Below are 18317 nucleotides of genomic sequence, written 5' to 3' on the forward strand. Positions count from 1 at the left end.
TTTCTGTTTGGTCTCCTTCCCCTGAACGGGGGAAGGTCGGGAGGGGCCGAGCCGCAGGCGACGCTGCTCACGGAGAGAGCAGATCCCCACCCGCTTTGCTCTGACGAGCAAAGCGACCTCCCCTTTTCAAGGACTTTTCAAGGGGAGGTCGGAGAAGCGTCGCCGCTCACGCCAACATCATTTCCTACTTCCCCGCCCCCAGCCCCAGCGCATCGACCATCACGCGAAACACCTCGGTGTTGTCCATCGAACCGTGGACGCGCTCGCTGCCTGGCCCGGTCGCGGTGAGGATGACATCCTCGCCGGAATGCACGCTGGCGCCGATCATCGCCGGCAGATTGCCGAAACGCAGCACGACGCCGGGAACGTCCTTGTACTTGTCGTTGGCCTTGAAGGTGTCGCCCTGATCGCCCTTCACGGTCGGCTCGTTCGGATCGTCGAGCTTCGGACGGAACGTCTCGTAATGGTCCGGCAGACTGGCCGAGAAGATCGCAAGCCGCCTGGAGACATCGACGCGTGACGGATAGCCCTCGGCATCGGGCGCCGGGTAATTCGGAAAGCCGGCCTTGTCGTAGACGCCGACGCGCTCGCGCAGCGGCACGTTGGGTACAGCAGTCATGTCGTCATTGATGGTGCCGACCAGGCTGTTCGGATGGTTGTGGTCGGCAACGACCAGGATCAGCGTGTCGTCGTTGCGCGCCTTGGCCCAGTCCTTTGCCAGCCGGACCGCATTATCGAGCATGATGGTGTCGTAGACCGCGCGCTCCATGTCGAGCAGATGGGCGTATTTGTCGATCAGGCCGGACTCGACCATCAGGAAGAAACCGGCATCATGCTTCGACAGAACGGTGAGCGCCGCCTGGACTTGCTCGGTCAGGTCGGGCTGCTCGGGAAATTTCCTGACGCCGCCGCCCTTGAGGAACTTGCGGTCGAGCGCGCCGTCCATGTTCCCGGGGGCGAACAGGCCGAGCAGTTGGCGCGTCGCGGGCTTCGCGGCGAGCGCACTCAGCTCGGCTGCGGTGGTCGCGGCCGGATAGCCGGCGTCACGGAAGCGGGCGAGATAATCGACATCGTCCTTGCGCTTCGATCCCGCGGCGGATTGCGGCAGGAAATTCGCGGCGCCGCCGCCCATCAGCACATCCGGCTTCGCATCGAAATACTGCGCGACGATCGCATCATACGCGGCGCGGCGGCGGGTATGCGCGACCATCGCGGCCGGCGTCGCGTCCTCGATTTCGGTGTTGGTGACGATGCCGACGGCGAGGCCGGCCCGCTTGGCAAGACTTGCGATGGTCTCGACCCTGGGGTCGTCGAGCGGATCGGGCGTGCGATCGGCGTAGACGCCGAGCGCATTGACCGCGGCCTTGTGGCCTGTGGCGTAGGCGCTCGCGGCATTCGCCGAGTCGGTGATGATCGAATCGGAGCCTGCGGTCGCGACCAGCGCCATGTGCGGCATGTCGTCGATGGCGAGCTTGCCGCGGCTCTTGCCTTCCGCGATTCCCTTGGAGAGGATTCGCGCGGCGACGCGATGCGCCGGCGACATCCCGTCGCCGATGAACAGGATCACGTTCTTCGCCTTGCGCGGCCCGGTGTCGTAGACCGTCCAGGTCACGTTACGGCTCTGCGTGCCGTCGCTGACCTCGACGGTGACGGGGCCGGGCCGGGCGAGCGAGACATCGCGAAGCAGCAACGCCGACTGATCCTTGCCGGCCTCGCGCGCGATGAACGTACCGCTCTGGCCGAACACCGCAGCATGGTCCGCGCCGTTCAGCGTCACCTTCAGCCGGGCCTGATCGACGAGGCCGGGAAATTCGACCTTGAAGTCGAATTTGGCGCCGACGAGGATCTCGGCGCGATCGATCGGATAGATGGTCTGGGCGAGCGCCGGCGCCGCCGACACCAGCAGCGTGACGGCCACGCCGGCCAATGACTTGATCATGATCGATGCTCCGTCCCTTGCGCACGATGCGTGCCGGGGCGGAGGCTAGTTGCGGCGGATGACGCCGCAATGAGGCGGCGCCGGGACGTATTGCCGCAAGGACGGGAGTCAGCGCGCCATCTGCTGCGGATCGTAGAAGAAGCGCTCCTCGATCAGCTCCTCGCCGCGCCAGGTCTGCCAGGCGACCTCCTCCATGCTACGGACCTTGCCGTCCTTGCCGGTGAATTCGAATCGCCAGCAGATCGCCGAATGGTCGCCGTCGAGCAGCAGCGGTCCGAGCCGTGTGGTCTTTACGCCGGAGACCGCAGCCAGCACCGCCGCTTCGCGCGCCGCCAGCGCCTCGCGGCCGACGCGCCATTCGCCGTCGTTCTCCTGGGTGCGGGCATCGGCCGTATAGAACTTCCTGATTGCGCCGACATGGTCGTTGGATTCGACCGTGTCCGCGAAGGCTTGCAGCGTCTCGAGGGAAGGCATGGCACTCTCCATTTACCGACTGATGGTCGGTATTTATCGACTGACAGTCGGTAAGTCAACTGGCGCTGCTGCGGAACCTGGGCTAGACATTCATCATGGCAACCCAGGCCGAACGGCGCGAGAAGACCAGAGCCGCGATCGTCAAGGCGGCGCGGCGCATTTTTGGCGAACGCGGCTTTGCGGCGGCAACGATGGACGACATCGCGAGCGGCGCGCGCGTCGCCAAGGGCGCGGTCTATCATCACTTCGCGACCAAGGAGGCGGTGTTCGAGGCCGTGTTCGAGCAGGTCTCGATAGACCTCGTCGCCGATCTCGACCGCATCTCGCGCGCCGAGAACGACCCGCTCGCGGCAATGGCGGCGGGAACGCAGGGTTATTTCGCGGCGTGCTCAAAAGGCCCGATCGGCCAGATCATTTTGCGCGACGGCCCGGCCGTGCTTGGCTGGGAGCGCTGGCGCGAGATCGACGCAAAACATTTCGGCGGCAAATTTCCGCGCGCGCTGGCGGCTGCAATGGATGCCGGCGTGATCGCGCGGCAACCGATCGAACCCCTGGCGCGGCTGCTGCTCGGCGCGGTGACCGAAGCTGCGGTCGCGGTGTCCGCGGGGCCCGATATCGGCAAGACCGGCACGGATTACGCGCGCGCGTTCGGCTCGCTGCTGGATGCGCTCAGGGTGAAGTGAATAGAAGAATCTGTGACCACGCTCTTTCCACCGTCATTGCGAGCGCAGCGAAGCAATCCATCCCTCCACACGCGCGGAAAGATGGATTGCTTCGTCGCTTCGCTCCTCGCAATGACGGCGGTGGCGCCTCGCCTCACTGCTTGTCGTTCTCGAGCTGGAAGATCTGCGAGCCTCCGCCGCTCGAGATCAAGCCGGTCTTGTTGTAGAGGCCGAGCTTGGCACGGGTGTCGGCGATGTCCAGGTTGCGCATCGTCAGCTGGCCGATGCGGTCGGCCGGCGAGAAGGCGGCGTCCTCGACCTTCTCCATGCTGAGCCGCTCCGGCGCATAGGTCAGGTTGGGGCTCTCGGTGTTGAGGATCGAGTAGTCGTTGCCGCGGCGCAGTTCGAGCGTAACCTCGCCTGTGATGGCGCGCGCCACAAAGCGCTGCGCGGTGTCGCGCAGCATCAGGGCCTGCGAATCGAACCAGCGGCCCTGATAGAGCAAGCGGCCGAGCCGCATGCCGCTGATGCGGTACTGCTCGATCGTATCCTCGTTGTGGATGCCGGTGACGAGCCGCTCATAGGCGATGTGCAGCAACGCCATGCCGGGCGCCTCGTAGATGCCGCGGCTCTTGGCCTCGATGATCCGGTTCTCGATCTGGTCGCTCATTCCGAGGCCGTGGCGGCCGCCGACCGCATTGGCCTCCAGGAACAGCGCGACCGGATCGGCGAACGTCTTGCCGTTCAGCGCGACCGGCTGGCCTTCCTCGAAGCGCACCGTGGCCTTCTCGGCCTTGACGTCGCAGTCGGCGCGCCAGAACGGGACGCCCATGATCGGATTGACGATGGTGATGCCGCTCGCAAGACTTTCGAGATCCTTGGCCTCATGCGTCGCGCCGAGCAGATTGCTGTCAGTCGAATAGGCTTTCTCCGCGCTCATCTTGTAGGCAAAACCCTGCGCGGTCATGAACGCCGACATCTCGGCGCGGCCGCCGAGCTCATCGATGAACTGCTGGTCGAGCCAGGGCTTGTAGATGCGCAGGCTCGGGTTGGTCAGCAGGCCGTAGCGGTAGAAGCGCTCGATGTCGTTGCCCTTATAGGTCGAGCCGTCGCCCCAGATGTTGACGCCGTCCTCCTGCATCGCCGCGACCAGCATCGTGCCGGTCACCGCGCGGCCGAGCGGGGTGGTGTTGAAATAGGTGATGCCACCGGTCGAGATGTGGAACGCGCCGGACTGGATCGCGGCGATGCCCTCATGCACCAGTTGGGTGCGGCAATCGACCAGGCGGGCCTTCTCGGCGCCAAAATCCATCGCCTTGCGCGGGATCGCGTCGTAATCGGCCTCGTCGGGCTGGCCGAGATTGGCGGTATAGGCAAAGACCTTGGCGCCCTTCAGCTTCATCCAGAGCAGCGCCGCTGAGGTGTCGAGCCCGCCCGAGAACGCAATGCCGACTTTCTCGCCGGTGGGCAGGCTTTTCAGAATCGTACTCATGGGACGGTCCAATCGGTCGAAATCGGGATGCTACTGTTTTGAGCATGATCTTTTTCGGAAAACCGGCTTCCAGTTTTCCGGATCATGCTCTGGGGGCGAATATCAAATTTCCGGAGCCTGGGCACGCCTTTAATCAGGCTTCCGTACCGCCGGGCTCGGCCTTGCCGCCCCGGCGCCAGCGCTGCATCAGCCGGTAGCCGGGCATCGCCAGCCGCGTCAGCGCGGCATCGACCGCCTCGTCGGTCAGCCGGGTCGCGGCCCAGCGGTAGATCAGCGCATAGAACAGCCAGACGGTGAAGAACGACACCAGGCCGGCGATCGCGACGTCGGTGAAGAAATGGCCGCCGAAGGCCATGCGAAGCCCGCTGGTGACGATGCCGAACGCGGTCGCCCCGGCAAAAGCCAGCGGCCGCCAGGCGGGCGGCGTCAGCGCCGCCGGCGCATAGGTCCAGAACGCGGTGGCGCCCTCGCCGGAGAAGAACGAACAGTTGCGTGGGCAGCCGCCGCGCGGATCCCACCACGGCTTGAATGGCAGGTCGCCGCCGAACTGCGTCACGAACACCGGCCGCGGCCGGCCCCAATAGTTCTTAAAGGTGAGGTTGGTGAGCACGCCGGCCGAGAGCAGCATCGTGGTGAGCAGGAACACCGCGGCGCGGCCGGACATCAGCATCGGCCGATCCGGCCGGATGAATTTCCAGACGATGGTCACGATCGCCGGCAGCACCAGCGCCCAGGCGATCCACATCGCCGCATCGCGCGCGAACTGCGCCACCGCGTCGAGCTTCACGGGGAAGGTTTTTTCCGCGGTATCGTAGAACAGCGCCGCGAGCTTCAGATCGAGTTCGGGATAGGCCCCAAACAGGATGCCGATGATGAGCGCGAGCGCCAGCGCGATGAAGAGTCCGGTCCGGTTCATGGCGCGCGGTTTAGCCGAGGCGGTGGGGCATGGGAAGCATCACGGCCGCGGCGATTGCGACGGCAAAGGCGGGGGGGGCGCGGCGGCTCGCGCCAGGCGCCGGCGGTGCGGCCGGCGATCAGCCAGTAGACCAGGCCCGCGACGATGCCGGCGCCGGTCATGATCTCCATGTGCCGGCGCACGATGCCGTGAAACTGCATCATGTCGGGATCGAACGGAACCAGGCCGAGATAGCAGGCCGCGCCGACGATCGCGCCGCCGACTGCATAGGCCAGCACGCTCCGGATGAAGAAGGCTTCAGTCAGCAGCACCACGATCAGCGCGGGCAGCAGCGCAAAGCCTGAGATGAAGATGAAGCCGAAGCCGAAGCCGAGCACGATGTCGATCGCGCTTTGATCGATCTGGCCACCGAAATCGCTGATCTCCGGATACAACACCGCGACGACCACGATGATCCCGGCCACGAAGCAGGCCATCAGGAAGCCGAACGCGACGACGAACAGGCGGCCGATCAGGGCCATGCTACCTCCCCGTCATTGCGAGCGGAGCGAAGCAATCCACTTCGCCACTTGCCGAGACATGGATTGCTTCGTCGCTTCGCTCCTCGCAATGACGAACTGCATCGAGGGCGGCACGTCTCAATCCGTCATCGCCATCGCACGCAGCGCCTGGCGCTCGCGGGCCGAAAGCTTTTCGGTCTCCGACTTGAGCTGGCCGCAGGCGGCGAGGATGTCGCGGCCGCGCGGCGTGCGCACCGGCGAGGAATAGCCGGCATTGAAGATGTATTCGGAGAATTTTTCGATCTGCTCCCAGTCCGAGCATTCATAGGCGGTGCCCGGCCACGGGTTGAATGGGATCAGATTGATCTTGGCCGGAATGCCCTTGAGCAGCTTCACCAGCAGTTTCGCATCGTCGAGCGAATCGTTGACGCCCTTGAGCATCACATATTCGAAGGTGATGCGCCGCGCGTTCGACGCGCCGGGATAGTCGCGGCAAGCCTGCAGCAGTTCCTTGATCGGGTATTTACGGTTCAGCGGCACCAGCTCGTTGCGCAAGTCGTCGCGCACCGCATGCAGCGAGATCGCGAGCATCACACCGATCTCCTCACCGGTACGCTTGATGTTCGGCACCACGCCCGAGGTTGACAGCGTGATGCGGCGGCGAGAGATGCCGATGCCTTCGTTGTCGCCGACGATCAGGAGCGCATCGCGCACTGCTTCAAAATTGTACAGCGGCTCGCCCATCCCCATCATCACGATGTTGGTGACGCGCCGCGTGCCGTCCTCGCGGTCGGCCCAGTCGTTCAGCCGGTCGCGCGCCACCATCACCTGGCCGACGATCTCGCCGGCGGTGAGGTTGCGCACCAGCCGCTGCGTGCCGGTGTGGCAGAACGAGCAGTTCAAGGTGCAGCCGACTTGCGAAGAGACGCACAGCGTGCCGCGATCGGTCTCGGGGATGTAGACGCATTCGACCTCGTGCGGCTTCTCCAGATTGTTTCCGCTCGGCAGCCGCAGCAGCCATTTGCGCGTGCCGTCATTGGAGATCTGCTCGGCGACCACCTCGGGACGGTCGACGGTAAAATGCTTCTCGAGCTGGGCGCGCATGTCCTTTGAGACGTTGGTCATCTCGCCAAAGTTCTTGGCGCCGCGGAAATACATCCAGTTCCAGAGCTGCTGGGTGCGCATCTTGCGCTGCGCCGGCTGCACCCCGATCTCGCCGAGGCGGTCGGCGATTTCGGCGCGCGACAGCCCGATCAGCGACGGCTTGGCCGGCGGCACATAGGTCTCGAGCGGAACCTTTTCGACCAGCGCGCTGGCGCCGGACACGGCTGTCGTGGTCACGGTGTCGGTCATGAAACCTCAAATAGGCCTTCCAGCCGGTGCTGGAAAGCCGCCAAATGCCTCAATTTCACGTCTCAGAGTCGGTCTTAACGCCGGCAGTCCTGCCCAAGCCGGTCGAGCGCCTGCGCCAGGCCCTTCAGCGAGAAGCTGTCGATCGTCTCGGTACCCTTGGCCGAGACCGCTTTTACGGTCAGATCGGCCGATTTGCGCATGGCTTCCACCATCCGCTCCTCCTCGGCCGCATTCTTGATCCAGAGGCCGTCGCCCTGGGTATACATCGCATAGGTTCCGCCGCCGACCTGGAGCGTCGATTCCGAGCCCGGCTTCACGGTGTAGCCGATCATAATCGAGACTTCGTTGACGACCTTCTCGGCCGGGCGGGTCGAGATGAAGGCATAGGCCGGATCGCGCGGCCGGTTCGGCGGGTTAGTCTTCGACGACGACGGCTTGGCGAGCGCAAAGCACACCTTCTTGCCGTTCGGCGATGCGGTGTAGGCGCCCCAGGTTCCGAATTGGCCGATCAGCGTCGGCTCAGCACCGCCGGCCGCAGCCGCGGCGGCCGAAGGCGCCGACTTTGCTGCTTCCTTGGCCGCATCCTTCCTGGGTGCAGCCTGCGCTGCCGCGAGGGAGATGATCCCGCACAGGATACAAGCCGCCAGTGATGTCAGAATCTGCCGCACAGCCAACTGGTTCCCCCATCATTGTGACTGCAAGATGGCCCGGCGATTCCCCCTCCGCCGGCTCGGATGGATAACCGGGAAACGCTTTTTTGGGAAGGCAGTTCGACCCGAACGCGCGTGCCGGCCACGGCCGCACGCGCATCGTCGCAATTCAGCGCTCGTTGTCGCGCATCAGCCCTTGATCATCCCTCGATCAGCCCGTGGCGCGCGCCGCGCGTTGCTTCTCCCACTGTTCGTCGGTCCATTGCAGCAGGTCTTCGGCGCCGGAACTGCGCAAATGCGCGCCGCCGTCCTGCACCACCATCTCGCCGTTGATGTAGCCGGCCTGATCGGAGATCAGGAAGGTCGCCAGATTGGCGAGCTCCGAATGCTCGCCGGCGCGGCCGAGCGGGTTGCGCTGCGACCAGGTCTCGCTGCGCCCTTCGGGACGCAACTGCCCGGTCGCACCCGGCGTCGGAAACGCGCCCGGCGCGATCGCCACGGTGCGGATGCCCTTCGGACCCCACTCGACGGCAAGGCTCTTGGTCATCGCCAGCACCGCTGTCTTGGCCATCGACGACGGCACCGTGAAGGCGCGGCCGGTGATGGTCGAGGTCGAGAGGATCGAGAGCACCACGCCCTTCTGCTTGCCTTCGATCCAGCGGCGGCCCGCGGCGAGCGTGCAATACATCGTGCCATGCAGCGTCGGTGCGAGGATCGCGTCCGCCGCGCGGAATGACAAATGTTCGCTCTGCGCAATAAAGGTTGCGGCAGCATTGTTGACGAGAACGTCGATAGGCGCGTCCTGCCAGACCTGATCCATCATCGCCTCGACCGCGGCACCGTCACGGATATCGCAGCGCGCGGTCGACACCTTGGCCCCGAGCTCGCTGCGGAGTTTGCCTGCGGTTTCCTCCAGCAGCGCCTCGCGCCGGCCGCAGATGATCAGCTCGGCACCGAGTTCGGCGAAGCGGGCGCTCATCGCAGCACCAAGGCCGGAGCCGCCGCCGGTGATCAGGATGCGCTTTTTCGCTAGCAGGCCCTTTTCAAACATAGTTTGATCCCTCCGCACTGTATTGTCGCTCCGCCACAAATCCGGCATGAAGCTTGTAGTCCAAGATCTTGCAGTTCTTTCTGCGTCCGAAACTCAGGTGTGTCCATGAAAGCCATCCTCTGCTCGCAATACTGTCAACCCGACGATCTCGTTCTGGCTGACGTGCCCGATCCGGTGGCCGGCCCGGGCGAAGCCGTGATCGCGATCAAGGCGGCGGCGCTGAATTTCTTCGACATCCTGATGATCCAGGGCAAGTACCAGATCAAGCCGCCGTTCCCATTCTCGCCGGCCGCCGAAGTCGCCGGCGTGATCGAGAGCATCGGTGCCGGCGTCACCGACCTGAAGGTCGGCGACCGCGTCGCTGCGTCATGCGGCCACAACGGCGCGCGCGACAAGATCGCGCTCCCGGCGAATACGATCGTGAAGATTCCCGACAATCTCGATTACGACCGCGCCGCCGGCATCATCATCATCTACGGCACCGCGCTGCATGCGCTGGAAGATCGCGCCAGCCCGAAGCCGGGCGAGACGCTCGCGGTGCTGGGCGCCGCCGGCGGCACCGGCCTTGCCGCGTGCGAGCTCGGCAAACTGATGGGCCTGAAGGTGATTGCCTGCGCGTCGTCGGACGAGAAGCTCGCATTCGCCAAGCAGCACGGCGCCGAGCTGACGCTGAACTACGCCAAGGAAGATCTCAAAGAAGGCCTGCGCAAGCTGACCGATGGCAAGGGCGCCGACATCGTGTTCGATCCGGTCGGCGGCGCCTATGCCGAGGCGGCGCTGCGCTCGACCGCATGGGAAGGCCGCTTCCTGGTGATCGGCTTTGCCGCCGGCGACATTCCGAAGATTCCGCTCAACCTCGCACTGCTGAAGGGTTGCGACATCCGCGGCGTGTTCTGGGGCGCGTGGGCGCGGCAGAATCCGGAGAAGAACCGCAAGAACCTCGAGAAGCTCGTGCAGTGGACCGCGGAAGGCAAGATCTCCTCGCATGTCGACCGGACCTTCCCGCTGTCGCAGACTGCAGAGGCCCTGAAAGTGCTCGCCGGCCGCAAGGCGATGGGCAAGGTGATCCTGCATCCGGGAAGCTGACGGAAGAATAGCGTAGCCCGGATGGAGCGTAGCGAAATCCGGGACCGCTCGATCGATTGCGAGAAAGACCCGGATTGCGCTTCGCTTCATCCGGGCTACTTCTTATTCGGTGCTCTCAGGCACCCCGCGCTTCAACGCGGCGCGGGCGGCTTCGCGGTGCTCGGGCTTGATGTGGTTTGCCACCATGCGGATCGCGGTTGCGAGCACCGCGGCATCGTCGGTGAAGCCGAGCACCGGCAGCATGTCCGGGATGAAGTCGAACGGCAGGATGAAATAGGCGATCGCGCCGAGCAGCGCGGCCTGCACATGGCGCGGCGTCTGCCGGTCGAAGGCGCAGTAATAGGCGGCCAGCAGATCCTCGGCGAAAGGCAGCCGCGCCACCACTTTCTTGAACTTGATCCAGAAGCGGCGGCGCAGGCTTTCGGGGTCCTGCGCCAACCGGTCGGCAGGCCCGAATCCCACGCCGCTGTCGGTCGACGGCATCGCAAGGTTCCCTCAGTGCCGCGCGACGGATCGGCGGCGGACGATGCGAATCTGGGGATGTCGGCCAACCGGCGCAAGGCTGCGCGGCAGCCGGGTCAACTGACCCCGAGCTGCCTTGCAATCGCGTTCATCGCCTTGGCGAGGTCGATATCGCGCTTGGTCACCCCGCCGACATCGTGGGTCGCCAGCACGACCTCGACCGTCTTGTAGACGTTCTTCCATTCGGGGTGATGATCGCTCTTCTCGGCGACCAAAGCGGCGCGCGCCATGAAGCCGAAGGCCTCGTTGAAGTCCTTGAACACGAAGGTCTTTGCGATCGCCTCGCGCCCGGCCAGCTCCGACCAGCCGGCCAGTTCCCAAAGCGCGGCCTTCCTTGCTTCCGCTGACAGCCTTTCGACCATGGCAACCCTCCCGTTTGACGCCGACCTTATCCCAACAACCGGCCTTCGAGGGGGATCCACGCCGAAATTAAGGCCGAAATAGCGTCCTATCGCCGCTGGTAACCATGACGGAGATGTAACATCTGTGGCTCCAGGAATTTGCTACAAGTAGCGGATGTGTGCGCGTTGGTAGTTTTACGAGATTGAGCCCCGACGATTGTTTGCGAGATCGATGACAGACGGCTCCGCCAGCATATCGCCCAAGCCGCTGCGCTCCGCAAAGCGACGGCTGATGTTCGTGTTGATCGCAGGCGCGCTCGCCATCATCGGCGCGACGATCGCCGGTTACTATTTCGCGGTGCGCCCGGTGACGCTGAAGATCGCGGTCGGCCCCGCCAACAGCGACGACGTCAAGGTGGTGCAGGCGCTGGCGCAGGCCTTCAACAACCAGCAGCACACCCAGGTCAAGCTCCGCCCGGTGCAGACCGACGGCGCCAGCGCCAGCGCGCAGACGCTGGCGGACGGCAAGGCCGACCTCGCCATCATCCGCGGCGATCTCGATGTGCCGAAGAATGCGCAGGCGGTCGCAACCTTGCGCAAGAACGTCGTGGTGATGTGGGTGCCGCCCGCAGCCAAGGGCAAGAGCAAGGGCCGCAAGGCTGCAAAGATCACCAAGATCGCACAGCTTGCCGGCCGCAAGATCGGCGTCGTCGGCCGCACCCCGGCCAACGTCAATCTGCTGAAGCTGATCCTGACGCAATACGGTGTCGACCCGATGAAGGTCGAGATCGTGCAGTTCCCGGCCAATGAAGCGGTCGACGCCATCAAGAACCTGAAGGCCGACGCCTATCTCGCCGTGGGGCCGGCCAACAGCAAGCTCACCATCGATGCGATCACGGCGTCGGCCAAGGACGGCGGCGAGCCCACCTTCCTGCCGATCGACGCGTCCGAGGCGATTGCGCAGAACCATCCGGCCTATGAGGCCGCGGAAATTCCCGCCGGCTCGCTCGGCTCGGCCGACCGGCCCGACGACGAGGTGAAGACGATCAGCTTCTCGCACCATATCGTCGCGCGAAAGGGCCTGTCGGACGCCACCGTCGCGGCATTCACCCGGCAATTGTTCGCGATCCGGCAATCGCTCAAGAACGACTTCCCGCTCGCCGCCAAGATCGAGACGCCAGACACCGACAAGGACGCCACCATCCCGGTGCATCCCGGCGCGGCCGCCTTCGTCGATGGCGAGGAAAAGACCTTCCTCGACCGCTACAGCGATTACATCTGGTGGAGCCTGATGGCGTTCTCGGCGATGGGCTCGGCCGGTGCATGGTTCGCCGGCTATCTCAAGCAGGACGAACGCAACACCAACACCTCGCAGCGCGAGCGCCTGCTGGAGATGCTGAAGACTGCGCGGCAGAGCGATTCGACCGACGAGCTCGACCAGCTGCAGGCGGAAGCCGACGACATCCTGCGCCACACGCTGGACTGCTTCGAGCACGGCGCCATCGAGGAAGGCACGCTGACCGCGTTCAACATCGCGCTCGAGCAGTTCCATAACGCCGTCGCCGACCGCAAGGCGCTGCTGCTCAGCATGCCGCAGAATTTGCAGCGCGCGGCGAGCCAGTTCAGGGCGGCGGGCACGGCGTAGGTCTCCATACTGCACGACTACGCCATCGGCGAACGAACTCTCTCCGTTCCCTCCCCCCTTGCGGGGGAGGGTTAGGGAGAGGGGTGCCACACGACGTGCTCTCTCAAGATGCAGTTCGACAACAGGCGACCGAGCTGCGAAGGCGTCGTTCTCAACGGACATCTCGCTCGGGGCTTACCCCTCTCCCCACCCCTCCCCCGCAAGGGGGGAAGGAGCCTGACGTGCGTGCCCACCTTACGAAGCGCACTGTCTCTGACATCCCGCGCACCCACCCCTGTAATCTCACCGTCATGGAATTTTTCTAGGTCTGTCCTCGCCCGCGGCGCATTGTCGCTGTGACCTTAAGGAGGCTCCCCATGACGATCCGGTTCTCGCGAAATCTGACCCGCCGACGCTTTCTCTCGACGGCTGCTGCGGCCGGCGCCGGCGTGATCGCGATGCCCTACCTGTCACGCGCCGCCGATCGCCCGGTGATCACCCATGGCGTGCAGTCCGGCGATGTCGGCGTCGACGGCGGCGTGGTATGGGCGCGTGCGGACCGGCCGTCGCAGATGATGGTCGAGGTCGCGACGACAGATTCGTTCAAGAATGCCCGCGCGCTGCCGCCGATCACGGCGCTGCCGGAGAGCGACTTCACCGCAAAGATGCTGCTGGAGAATCTGCCCTCGGGCCAGGACATCTTCTATCGCGTCCGCTTCCGCGACCTCGCCCATATCGACGTGGTCGGCGAGCCCGTGGTCGGCCGCTTCCGCACCGCGCCGAGCGACCGTCGCGATGTCTCGTTCGTGTGGGGCGGCGACGTCGCCGGCCAGGGCTGGGGCATCAACCCCGATGACGGCGGCATGATCACCTTTGCCGCGATGAAGAAGCACGCCCCGGATTTCTTCCTGCATTCCGGCGACACCATCTACGCCGACGGCATCATCACCGCCGAGCAGAAGCAGCCCGACGGCAAGATCTGGAAGAACATCACGATCCCGGAGAAGGCCAAGGTCGCCGAGACGCTCGACGAATACCGCGCCGCGCACAAATACAATTTCCTCGACTCCAACCTGCGCGCCTTCAATGCCGAGGTGCCGATCTTCGTGCAGTGGGACGACCACGAGGTGACCAACAACTGGTCGCTGTCGAAGCAGCTGCCGGCGGCCTACAAGGAGCGCGACATCACCGTGCTGGCCGCGCGCGCGGCAAAGGCCTTCCACGAGATGTATCCGATGCGCGAGAGCATCGTCGAGCCGGGCCGGGTCTATCGCACGCTGAGCTACGGCCCGCATCTCGACGTCTTCATGCTCGACGAGCGCAGCTATCGCGGCCCCAACGGTCCTAATCTGCAGGAGACCTACGGACCCGACGCCTATTTCATCGGCCCGGATCAGATGGCCTGGCTGAAGCGCGCGCTGCTCAACTCGCGCGCCACCTGGAAGGTGATCGCCTCCGACATGCCGCTGTCGCTGATCGTCTATGACGATGCGACCAACAAGAAGGGCTCGGAAGCCTTCGCGCAGGGCGACGGACCGGCGCGCGGCCGCGAGCTCGAGATCGCCGACATCCTGCGCTTCATCAAGACCAGCGGGGATCGTCAACACGGTGTGGCTGACCGCCGACGTGCACTACGCGGCTGCGCACTACTACAACCCGAACAAGGCCCAGTTCCAGGAGTTCGATCCGTTCTGGGAATTCGTCTCCGGCCCGCTGCATGCCGGCACGTTCGGTCCGAACGAGCTCGACAACACGTTTGGCCCCGAGGTGAAGTTCGTCAAGGCGCCGGGCGAAGCCAACCAGAACCTGCCGCCGTCGGCCGGCATGCAGTTCTTCGGCCACGTCAAGATCGACGGCAGGAGCGGGCAGATGACGGTGAGCCTGCGTGACCGCGTCGACGCCGAGCTGTGGGCGATCACGCTCGATCCGAAGCCGGTGTAGTCGCGGCCACGACGGAACCTGACGCCCCTGTCCTCGACGCCCCTGCCCCGAAAGCAAGGGCGCCGCGATTGACGGAGGATGGACGCGACCTGCCTCTTCCGGTACCGATATCAGAGCGGTTATGCTGGGGGCCCGGAGGGGCGGAGCATGAGGCGCTGCGAATTCTTTCGCGTGCTCGGTGGCGTCGTCGCGAGGTTTCGGCCTCGCCGCTTGATTGTGGTCGCGATCGCGGTGTTCGCGCTGCTGCCGATCAAGGCCGGCGATGCCGGCTGGCTTCCTGATCTCTTCAAGACCTCATCCAAGCAAGCCAAATCGCCCAAGCACGCGAAGTCGGCGCGGCAATCGACAAGGTACGCCAAATTGGCGAAGCACCGCGCGCCATCAAAGCCTCGCGCCACGCGGCTTGCCGCGCTTGGACCGATCGCCCTGCCGCCATCCGCAGCCAAGCCGACCGCGGCCGCATGCGATCCCACAACATTCCGGATCGTGCTGGATGTCGGACATACCGCCGAATCGGAGGGCGCGATCAGCGCGCGCAATGTCGCCGAGTTCACCTTCAACCGGCGCCTTGCGCAGCTGATCGAGGAAAAGCTGAAGGCCGAAGGCTTTGCCGAAACCAGGCTGCTGCTGACCGAAGGCAAGGCGCGGCCGAGCCTGTTCAGGCGGGTCGCGAGCGCCAACAATCTGCACGCGGATCTGCTGCTGTCGATCCACCACGACTCCGTGCCCAACAAGATGCTCGAGGACTGGGAGTTCGAGGGCAAGAAGAGCCACTACAGCGACCGCTTCAGCGGTTACTCCGTGTTCGTCTCGCGGGAGAATCCGGACTTCAGGACGAGTCTTCGATTCGCCGAACTGGTCGCGAGGGAAATGAAGGCTGGGGGGTTGCGCTATGCCGCGCAATATAGTTTGCCCATCATGGGTCAGGACCAGCACCCGCTGCTGAACAAGGACACCGGCGTCTACAGCTATGACGAGCTGATCGTGCTGCGAAAGACCGCGATGCCCGCGGTCCTGCTCGAGGCCGGCTCGATCATCAACCGCGACGAAGAGCTCGCAATGGGCTCGCCCGAGCGTCGCAACATCATCGCCGGCGGCGTCGCCTCTGCCGTGAAGGAATTCTGCGATCCGCGCTGGGCGCTGCTCGGCCCGCTTTGACGCCTCGCTGATCTCATTCCCGCTTGCCGGCCTTAAGCTCGGCGAATTTGGCCAGCGCCTGTTCGAACTTGGCGTTGAACAGCCACATCGCGTCGAGGATTTCGCGGAAGGTCGCGGACGTTCGGGCCCGGTCGGCTCGGCCGAAGGCAAAGACGCTGTTGTTTCGCAGATATCCCATGATCCTGGGATCGGAGATCCTGTAACCCGTCAGATTACCCGACCGGAGCGCGGCCCTGGTCGGCGTCGGAATGATCTGGATCAGCTCGAACAGCTTCATCTGATCGATCGGATTGGGCAGGGCTCGTGCGATCGCCGGGACCTGCGGGAAAATCTCCGCGTGCGCGTTCATCAGGCCGTCCCGCACCGCGGTCCAGTGATTGAACCGGTGATCGAGGTTGCCGGCCCGGGCCTCTTCCCTGTCGTCGCGACGGCTCAGCGCAGGATCCAGCGTCGTGATCGACGGTTTGATCGCGGCCCACTTCCTTCGACCGTTACGATCCTCCGACGGACCGGTCTGCAGGCTGCCCTTGTAGGTGTTCGATCGCGCATTACCGGCATTTTGCTTGCCGTTCGTCTCGGCAAAGAACAGGCCGAGGCTGATCCGGCCGGCGACAGTAGCGTCGGCGGCATCCAGACCCCTGGCGCGCGCAATCACCGTCGCCAGATCGACCACGTCCTCGAACGGCGTCCCGGAGCTCTGCGCGCTTGCAGGCGGCGCCTCCATCACGTCGAACAGCTTCCTGTACTCATCGAGCAGCGGCTCATTGTCGGCATCAAAATAGGCCGGAGGGATTCCGAATCTGTTGGGTCTTCCAATCCTGGTCGGAAGCGCATCGGTGAGATCCTTGTAGGCGCTCATCATCTCGACCCGCGCAAGGTAAACGGCCTGGCCCGGCAGGTCGGGCAGCGGCTGACGGGAATCGATCTGCGCCCGTCGCTGGCGCAGGATCGAGACGAAGTCCTTCAGGGCATTGTCGTAAGTCTTAAGCGCGGCCGATTGCTCGCTCGTCAGCGTGGCCGGCCCGGCAATCGCGGGAGACACCAAGCTACCGACGACGGTCCAGGCAAGCGGCGGCGCGAGGAGCAGCCCGAGCGAGAGCGCCGCTGCACGCGCAGCGGCGGACGTCCTGATCGCCATGACGGCTTCCCGATGCCTGTGCGTCGCCGAATCCGATAGTCCGGATGGTAGACGACGAACGCGCCGCCGGCGAGGCCGAAGCCTGGCGATCGGTCAGTGCCCATTTCTCAGCGCGGCTTCGAGCGCCTCGCTCGTACACGGCTTGGTCAGCCGCAGCTTGCCGGCGAACGATTCCGGCAGCCTGATATCGGCGCCGTAGCCCGTGACGAACGCGAACGGCACCTTCAATGCATCGAGCCGCTCGGCGATCGCGAAGGTCTTCTCGCCCCGGACGAGACCGACGTCGAGCAGCGCGAAATCCGGCGCGCGCTCGGCGATCAATTCGAGCGCGCGGGCGACGTTCGCCGCGGTGCGCACCGTCCGGGCGCCGAAGCCCAGGATGGCGTCCTCGAAATAGAGCGAGATGATCGGATCGTCCTCGACCACGAGGACGTCACCGGGCATGCCGGCATTGGGAGCGGATTCCATGGCACGGTGTCCATTTGCTTCGATGATGGATAAGAGACCGGATCAGTCCGGCCGGATGGCCCGCGACCGGCGCCCGAAAGCACGCCGGCTGTTCCCGAAATGAAACCACCACATCGTGAGCGGCCGCGTCTGTTCACTAGTGCACATAAAATCGGGAACTTTTTAATTATGGTCGGCGTTGGGTCTTCAGGATTTTCCAATGATTGCGAAACGGACCGATTTGGCCGGGACGAACGACCGGCCGTTCAACAACCTGTTGCGCCGGCTGAACGCCGCCGACTACGAGCTGATCGCACCGCACCTTGCGGTGGTCGATGCTGCGGCCGGCGAGCTGCTCTACAATCCCGGCGACGACGTCCAGATCGTGCATTTCCCATGTGGGCCCAGCCTTGCGTCCTACATGGTGGCCAACGAGGACGGCCGCGACGTCGAGACCATCCTGGTCGGCCGCGAGGGCGCGGTCGGCGGCATCGTCAGCCAGGGATTCCTGCCGGCCTTCACCCGCATCACCGTCAAGTTCGGCGGGCCATTCGCGCGGCTGCCGATCAGCAAGCTCGACGCCGCCAAGCTGAAGTCGATCTCGGTGCGCAACATCTTCGCGCGCTACGCCGACTGCATGCTGGCGCAGATCTTCCAGGCGACCGCTTGCAATGCGATCCACTCGATCGAGCAGCGCGCCGCGAAATGGATCATCTCGGCGATGGAGCGCACCGACGGCAACGGTGTGGTGCCGCTGACGCATGAGCAGCTCTCGACCCTGCTCGGCGTCGGCCGCAGCTACACCAGCCGCGTGATCCAGAACTTCAAGGCGGAGGGCGTGCTGGACACGCGCCGCGGCGCGATCGTGATCCGCGACCCGGACAAGCTCAAGCTGCGCTCCTGCCTGTGCAATGACGCGGTGAAGGATCACTTCGAGGAAGTGCTGCGCGGGGTGTATCCAAGCGAAGACAACCCGGCGAACTAGACGGCCGGCCGCAATCGGGAACCCGCTATCGTCCACCG

At 64.8% G+C, this 18317-nt stretch carries 17 protein-coding genes and 1 pseudogene; 6 read left to right on the forward strand and 12 right to left on the reverse strand.

Features of this window, described 5'->3' with window-relative positions:
• Positions 1–184 precede the first annotated feature (184 nt).
• Complete coding sequence (locus ACVISU_RS20440) at positions 185–1939, reverse strand: alkaline phosphatase (RefSeq protein ID WP_456708107.1); 1755 nt, start codon at positions 1937–1939, stop codon at positions 185–187.
• A gap of 108 nt (positions 1940–2047) precedes the next feature.
• On the reverse strand, positions 2048–2413 hold the full coding sequence (locus ACVISU_RS20445) for a hypothetical protein (RefSeq protein ID WP_050404948.1): 366 nt from the start codon (positions 2411–2413) through the stop codon (positions 2048–2050).
• A 95-nt stretch (positions 2414–2508) separates the two neighbouring features.
• Between ACVISU_RS20445 and ACVISU_RS20450 the strand changes: the two genes are divergently transcribed.
• Complete coding sequence (locus tag ACVISU_RS20450) at positions 2509–3096, forward strand: TetR/AcrR family transcriptional regulator (RefSeq protein WP_456708108.1); 588 nt, start codon at positions 2509–2511, stop codon at positions 3094–3096.
• Between the two features lie 133 nt (positions 3097–3229).
• Here the strand turns inward: ACVISU_RS20450 and argG are convergent, their stop codons facing one another.
• The 6 genes from argG to ACVISU_RS20480 all read right to left on the reverse strand — a co-directional run bounded on the left by argG (position 3230) and on the right by ACVISU_RS20480 (position 9037).
• Positions 3230–4567 (reverse strand): argininosuccinate synthase, encoded by a 1338-nt coding sequence (gene argG / locus ACVISU_RS20455; protein WP_456708109.1) that lies wholly within the window; start codon positions 4565–4567, stop codon positions 3230–3232.
• Between the two features lie 133 nt (positions 4568–4700).
• On the reverse strand, positions 4701–5483 hold the full coding sequence (locus ACVISU_RS20460; RefSeq protein WP_456708110.1) for a phosphatase PAP2 family protein: 783 nt from the start codon (positions 5481–5483) through the stop codon (positions 4701–4703).
• Positions 5480–6004, reverse strand: a complete 525-nt coding sequence (locus ACVISU_RS20465; RefSeq protein ID WP_456708111.1) for a hypothetical protein — start codon at positions 6002–6004, stop codon at positions 5480–5482. Before ACVISU_RS20465 ends, ACVISU_RS20460 begins: the two co-directional genes overlap by 4 nt.
• Positions 6005–6121: 117 nt before the next feature.
• The gene (gene rlmN, locus ACVISU_RS20470) at positions 6122–7336 is read right to left on the reverse strand and encodes a 23S rRNA (adenine(2503)-C(2))-methyltransferase RlmN (RefSeq protein ID WP_050404943.1); all 1215 of its coding nucleotides are present in this window, start codon (positions 7334–7336) and stop codon (positions 6122–6124) included.
• Positions 7337–7410: 74 nt separating this feature from the next.
• Positions 7411–8004: an invasion associated locus B family protein gene (locus tag ACVISU_RS20475; RefSeq protein WP_430641599.1), complete on the reverse strand. Its 594-nt coding sequence runs from the start codon at positions 8002–8004 to the stop codon at positions 7411–7413.
• Positions 8005–8197: 193 nt separating this feature from the next.
• Positions 8198–9037 carry an SDR family oxidoreductase gene (locus ACVISU_RS20480; RefSeq protein WP_456708112.1) on the reverse strand — a complete coding sequence of 280 codons (840 nt, stop codon included), beginning with the start codon at positions 9035–9037 and terminating at the stop codon, positions 8198–8200.
• Between the two features lie 105 nt (positions 9038–9142).
• Here ACVISU_RS20480 and ACVISU_RS20485 point away from each other — a divergent pair, with 105 nt between their 5' ends.
• On the forward strand, positions 9143–10123 hold the full coding sequence (locus ACVISU_RS20485; RefSeq protein WP_456708113.1) for an NADPH:quinone oxidoreductase family protein: 981 nt from the start codon (positions 9143–9145) through the stop codon (positions 10121–10123).
• Between the two features lie 102 nt (positions 10124–10225).
• Here the strand turns inward: ACVISU_RS20485 and ACVISU_RS20490 are convergent, their stop codons facing one another.
• Both ACVISU_RS20490 and ACVISU_RS20495 read right to left on the reverse strand, forming a co-directional pair.
• Positions 10226–10606 (reverse strand): YkvA family protein, encoded by a 381-nt coding sequence (locus tag ACVISU_RS20490; protein ID WP_456708114.1) that lies wholly within the window; start codon positions 10604–10606, stop codon positions 10226–10228.
• A gap of 95 nt (positions 10607–10701) precedes the next feature.
• Positions 10702–11007 (reverse strand): 4a-hydroxytetrahydrobiopterin dehydratase, encoded by a 306-nt coding sequence (locus ACVISU_RS20495; RefSeq protein WP_050404938.1) that lies wholly within the window; start codon positions 11005–11007, stop codon positions 10702–10704.
• Between the two features lie 211 nt (positions 11008–11218).
• Here ACVISU_RS20495 and ACVISU_RS20500 point away from each other — a divergent pair, with 211 nt between their 5' ends.
• The 3 genes and pseudogenes from ACVISU_RS20500 to ACVISU_RS20510 all read left to right on the forward strand — a co-directional run bounded on the left by ACVISU_RS20500 (position 11219) and on the right by ACVISU_RS20510 (position 15709).
• Positions 11219–12631: a TAXI family TRAP transporter solute-binding subunit gene (locus tag ACVISU_RS20500; protein WP_244522233.1), complete on the forward strand. Its 1413-nt coding sequence runs from the start codon at positions 11219–11221 to the stop codon at positions 12629–12631.
• A 437-nt stretch (positions 12632–13068) separates the two neighbouring features.
• A pseudogene (locus ACVISU_RS20505) lies at positions 13069–14551 on the forward strand (alkaline phosphatase D family protein).
• Positions 14552–14698: 147 nt separating this feature from the next.
• Positions 14699–15709, forward strand: a complete 1011-nt coding sequence (locus tag ACVISU_RS20510; RefSeq protein WP_456708115.1) for an N-acetylmuramoyl-L-alanine amidase — start codon at positions 14699–14701, stop codon at positions 15707–15709.
• A gap of 13 nt (positions 15710–15722) precedes the next feature.
• Here ACVISU_RS20510 and ACVISU_RS20515 read toward each other — a convergent pair whose 3' ends face one another.
• Together ACVISU_RS20515 and ACVISU_RS20520 are read right to left on the reverse strand one after the other, a co-directional pair.
• Complete coding sequence (locus ACVISU_RS20515) at positions 15723–16847, reverse strand: hypothetical protein (RefSeq protein WP_456708116.1); 1125 nt, start codon at positions 16845–16847, stop codon at positions 15723–15725.
• Between the two features lie 93 nt (positions 16848–16940).
• The gene (locus ACVISU_RS20520) at positions 16941–17315 is read right to left on the reverse strand and encodes a response regulator (protein WP_456708117.1); all 375 of its coding nucleotides are present in this window, start codon (positions 17313–17315) and stop codon (positions 16941–16943) included.
• Positions 17316–17514: 199 nt separating this feature from the next.
• On the opposite strand from ACVISU_RS20520, the gene ACVISU_RS20525 reads away from it, so the two are divergent.
• Positions 17515–18279 carry a Crp/Fnr family transcriptional regulator gene (locus tag ACVISU_RS20525; RefSeq protein ID WP_050400800.1) on the forward strand — a complete coding sequence of 255 codons (765 nt, stop codon included), beginning with the start codon at positions 17515–17517 and terminating at the stop codon, positions 18277–18279.
• The last annotated feature ends 38 nt before the right edge of the window (positions 18280–18317 follow it).

Source organism: Bradyrhizobium sp. USDA 4452 (assembly GCF_054063575.1).

Excerpts from the sequence above, each read along its gene's own strand:
- ACVISU_RS20440 (WP_456708107.1), bottom strand. The coding sequence starts at position 1,939 with ATGATCAAGTCATTGGCCGGCGTGGCCGTCACGCTGCTGGTGTCGGCG.
- ACVISU_RS20445 (WP_050404948.1), bottom strand. The coding sequence starts at position 2,413 with ATGCCTTCCCTCGAGACGCTGCAAGCCTTCGCGGACACGGTCGAATCC.
- ACVISU_RS20450 (WP_456708108.1), top strand. The coding sequence starts at position 2,509 with ATGGCAACCCAGGCCGAACGGCGCGAGAAGACCAGAGCCGCGATCGTC.
- argG (WP_456708109.1), bottom strand. The coding sequence starts at position 4,567 with ATGAGTACGATTCTGAAAAGCCTGCCCACCGGCGAGAAAGTCGGCATT.
- ACVISU_RS20460 (WP_456708110.1), bottom strand. The coding sequence starts at position 5,483 with ATGAACCGGACCGGACTCTTCATCGCGCTGGCGCTCGCGCTCATCATC.
- ACVISU_RS20465 (WP_456708111.1), bottom strand. The coding sequence starts at position 6,004 with ATGGCCCTGATCGGCCGCCTGTTCGTCGTCGCGTTCGGCTTCCTGATG.
- rlmN (WP_050404943.1), bottom strand. The coding sequence starts at position 7,336 with ATGACCGACACCGTGACCACGACAGCCGTGTCCGGCGCCAGCGCGCTG.
- ACVISU_RS20480 (WP_456708112.1), bottom strand. The coding sequence starts at position 9,037 with ATGTTTGAAAAGGGCCTGCTAGCGAAAAAGCGCATCCTGATCACCGGC.
- ACVISU_RS20485 (WP_456708113.1), top strand. The coding sequence starts at position 9,143 with ATGAAAGCCATCCTCTGCTCGCAATACTGTCAACCCGACGATCTCGTT.
- ACVISU_RS20490 (WP_456708114.1), bottom strand. The coding sequence starts at position 10,606 with ATGCCGTCGACCGACAGCGGCGTGGGATTCGGGCCTGCCGACCGGTTG.
- ACVISU_RS20495 (WP_050404938.1), bottom strand. The coding sequence starts at position 11,007 with ATGGTCGAAAGGCTGTCAGCGGAAGCAAGGAAGGCCGCGCTTTGGGAA.
- ACVISU_RS20500 (WP_244522233.1), top strand. The coding sequence starts at position 11,219 with ATGACAGACGGCTCCGCCAGCATATCGCCCAAGCCGCTGCGCTCCGCA.
- ACVISU_RS20510 (WP_456708115.1), top strand. The coding sequence starts at position 14,699 with ATGAGGCGCTGCGAATTCTTTCGCGTGCTCGGTGGCGTCGTCGCGAGG.
- ACVISU_RS20515 (WP_456708116.1), bottom strand. The coding sequence starts at position 16,847 with ATGGCGATCAGGACGTCCGCCGCTGCGCGTGCAGCGGCGCTCTCGCTC.
- ACVISU_RS20520 (WP_456708117.1), bottom strand. The coding sequence starts at position 17,315 with ATGGAATCCGCTCCCAATGCCGGCATGCCCGGTGACGTCCTCGTGGTC.
- ACVISU_RS20525 (WP_050400800.1), top strand. The coding sequence starts at position 17,515 with ATGATTGCGAAACGGACCGATTTGGCCGGGACGAACGACCGGCCGTTC.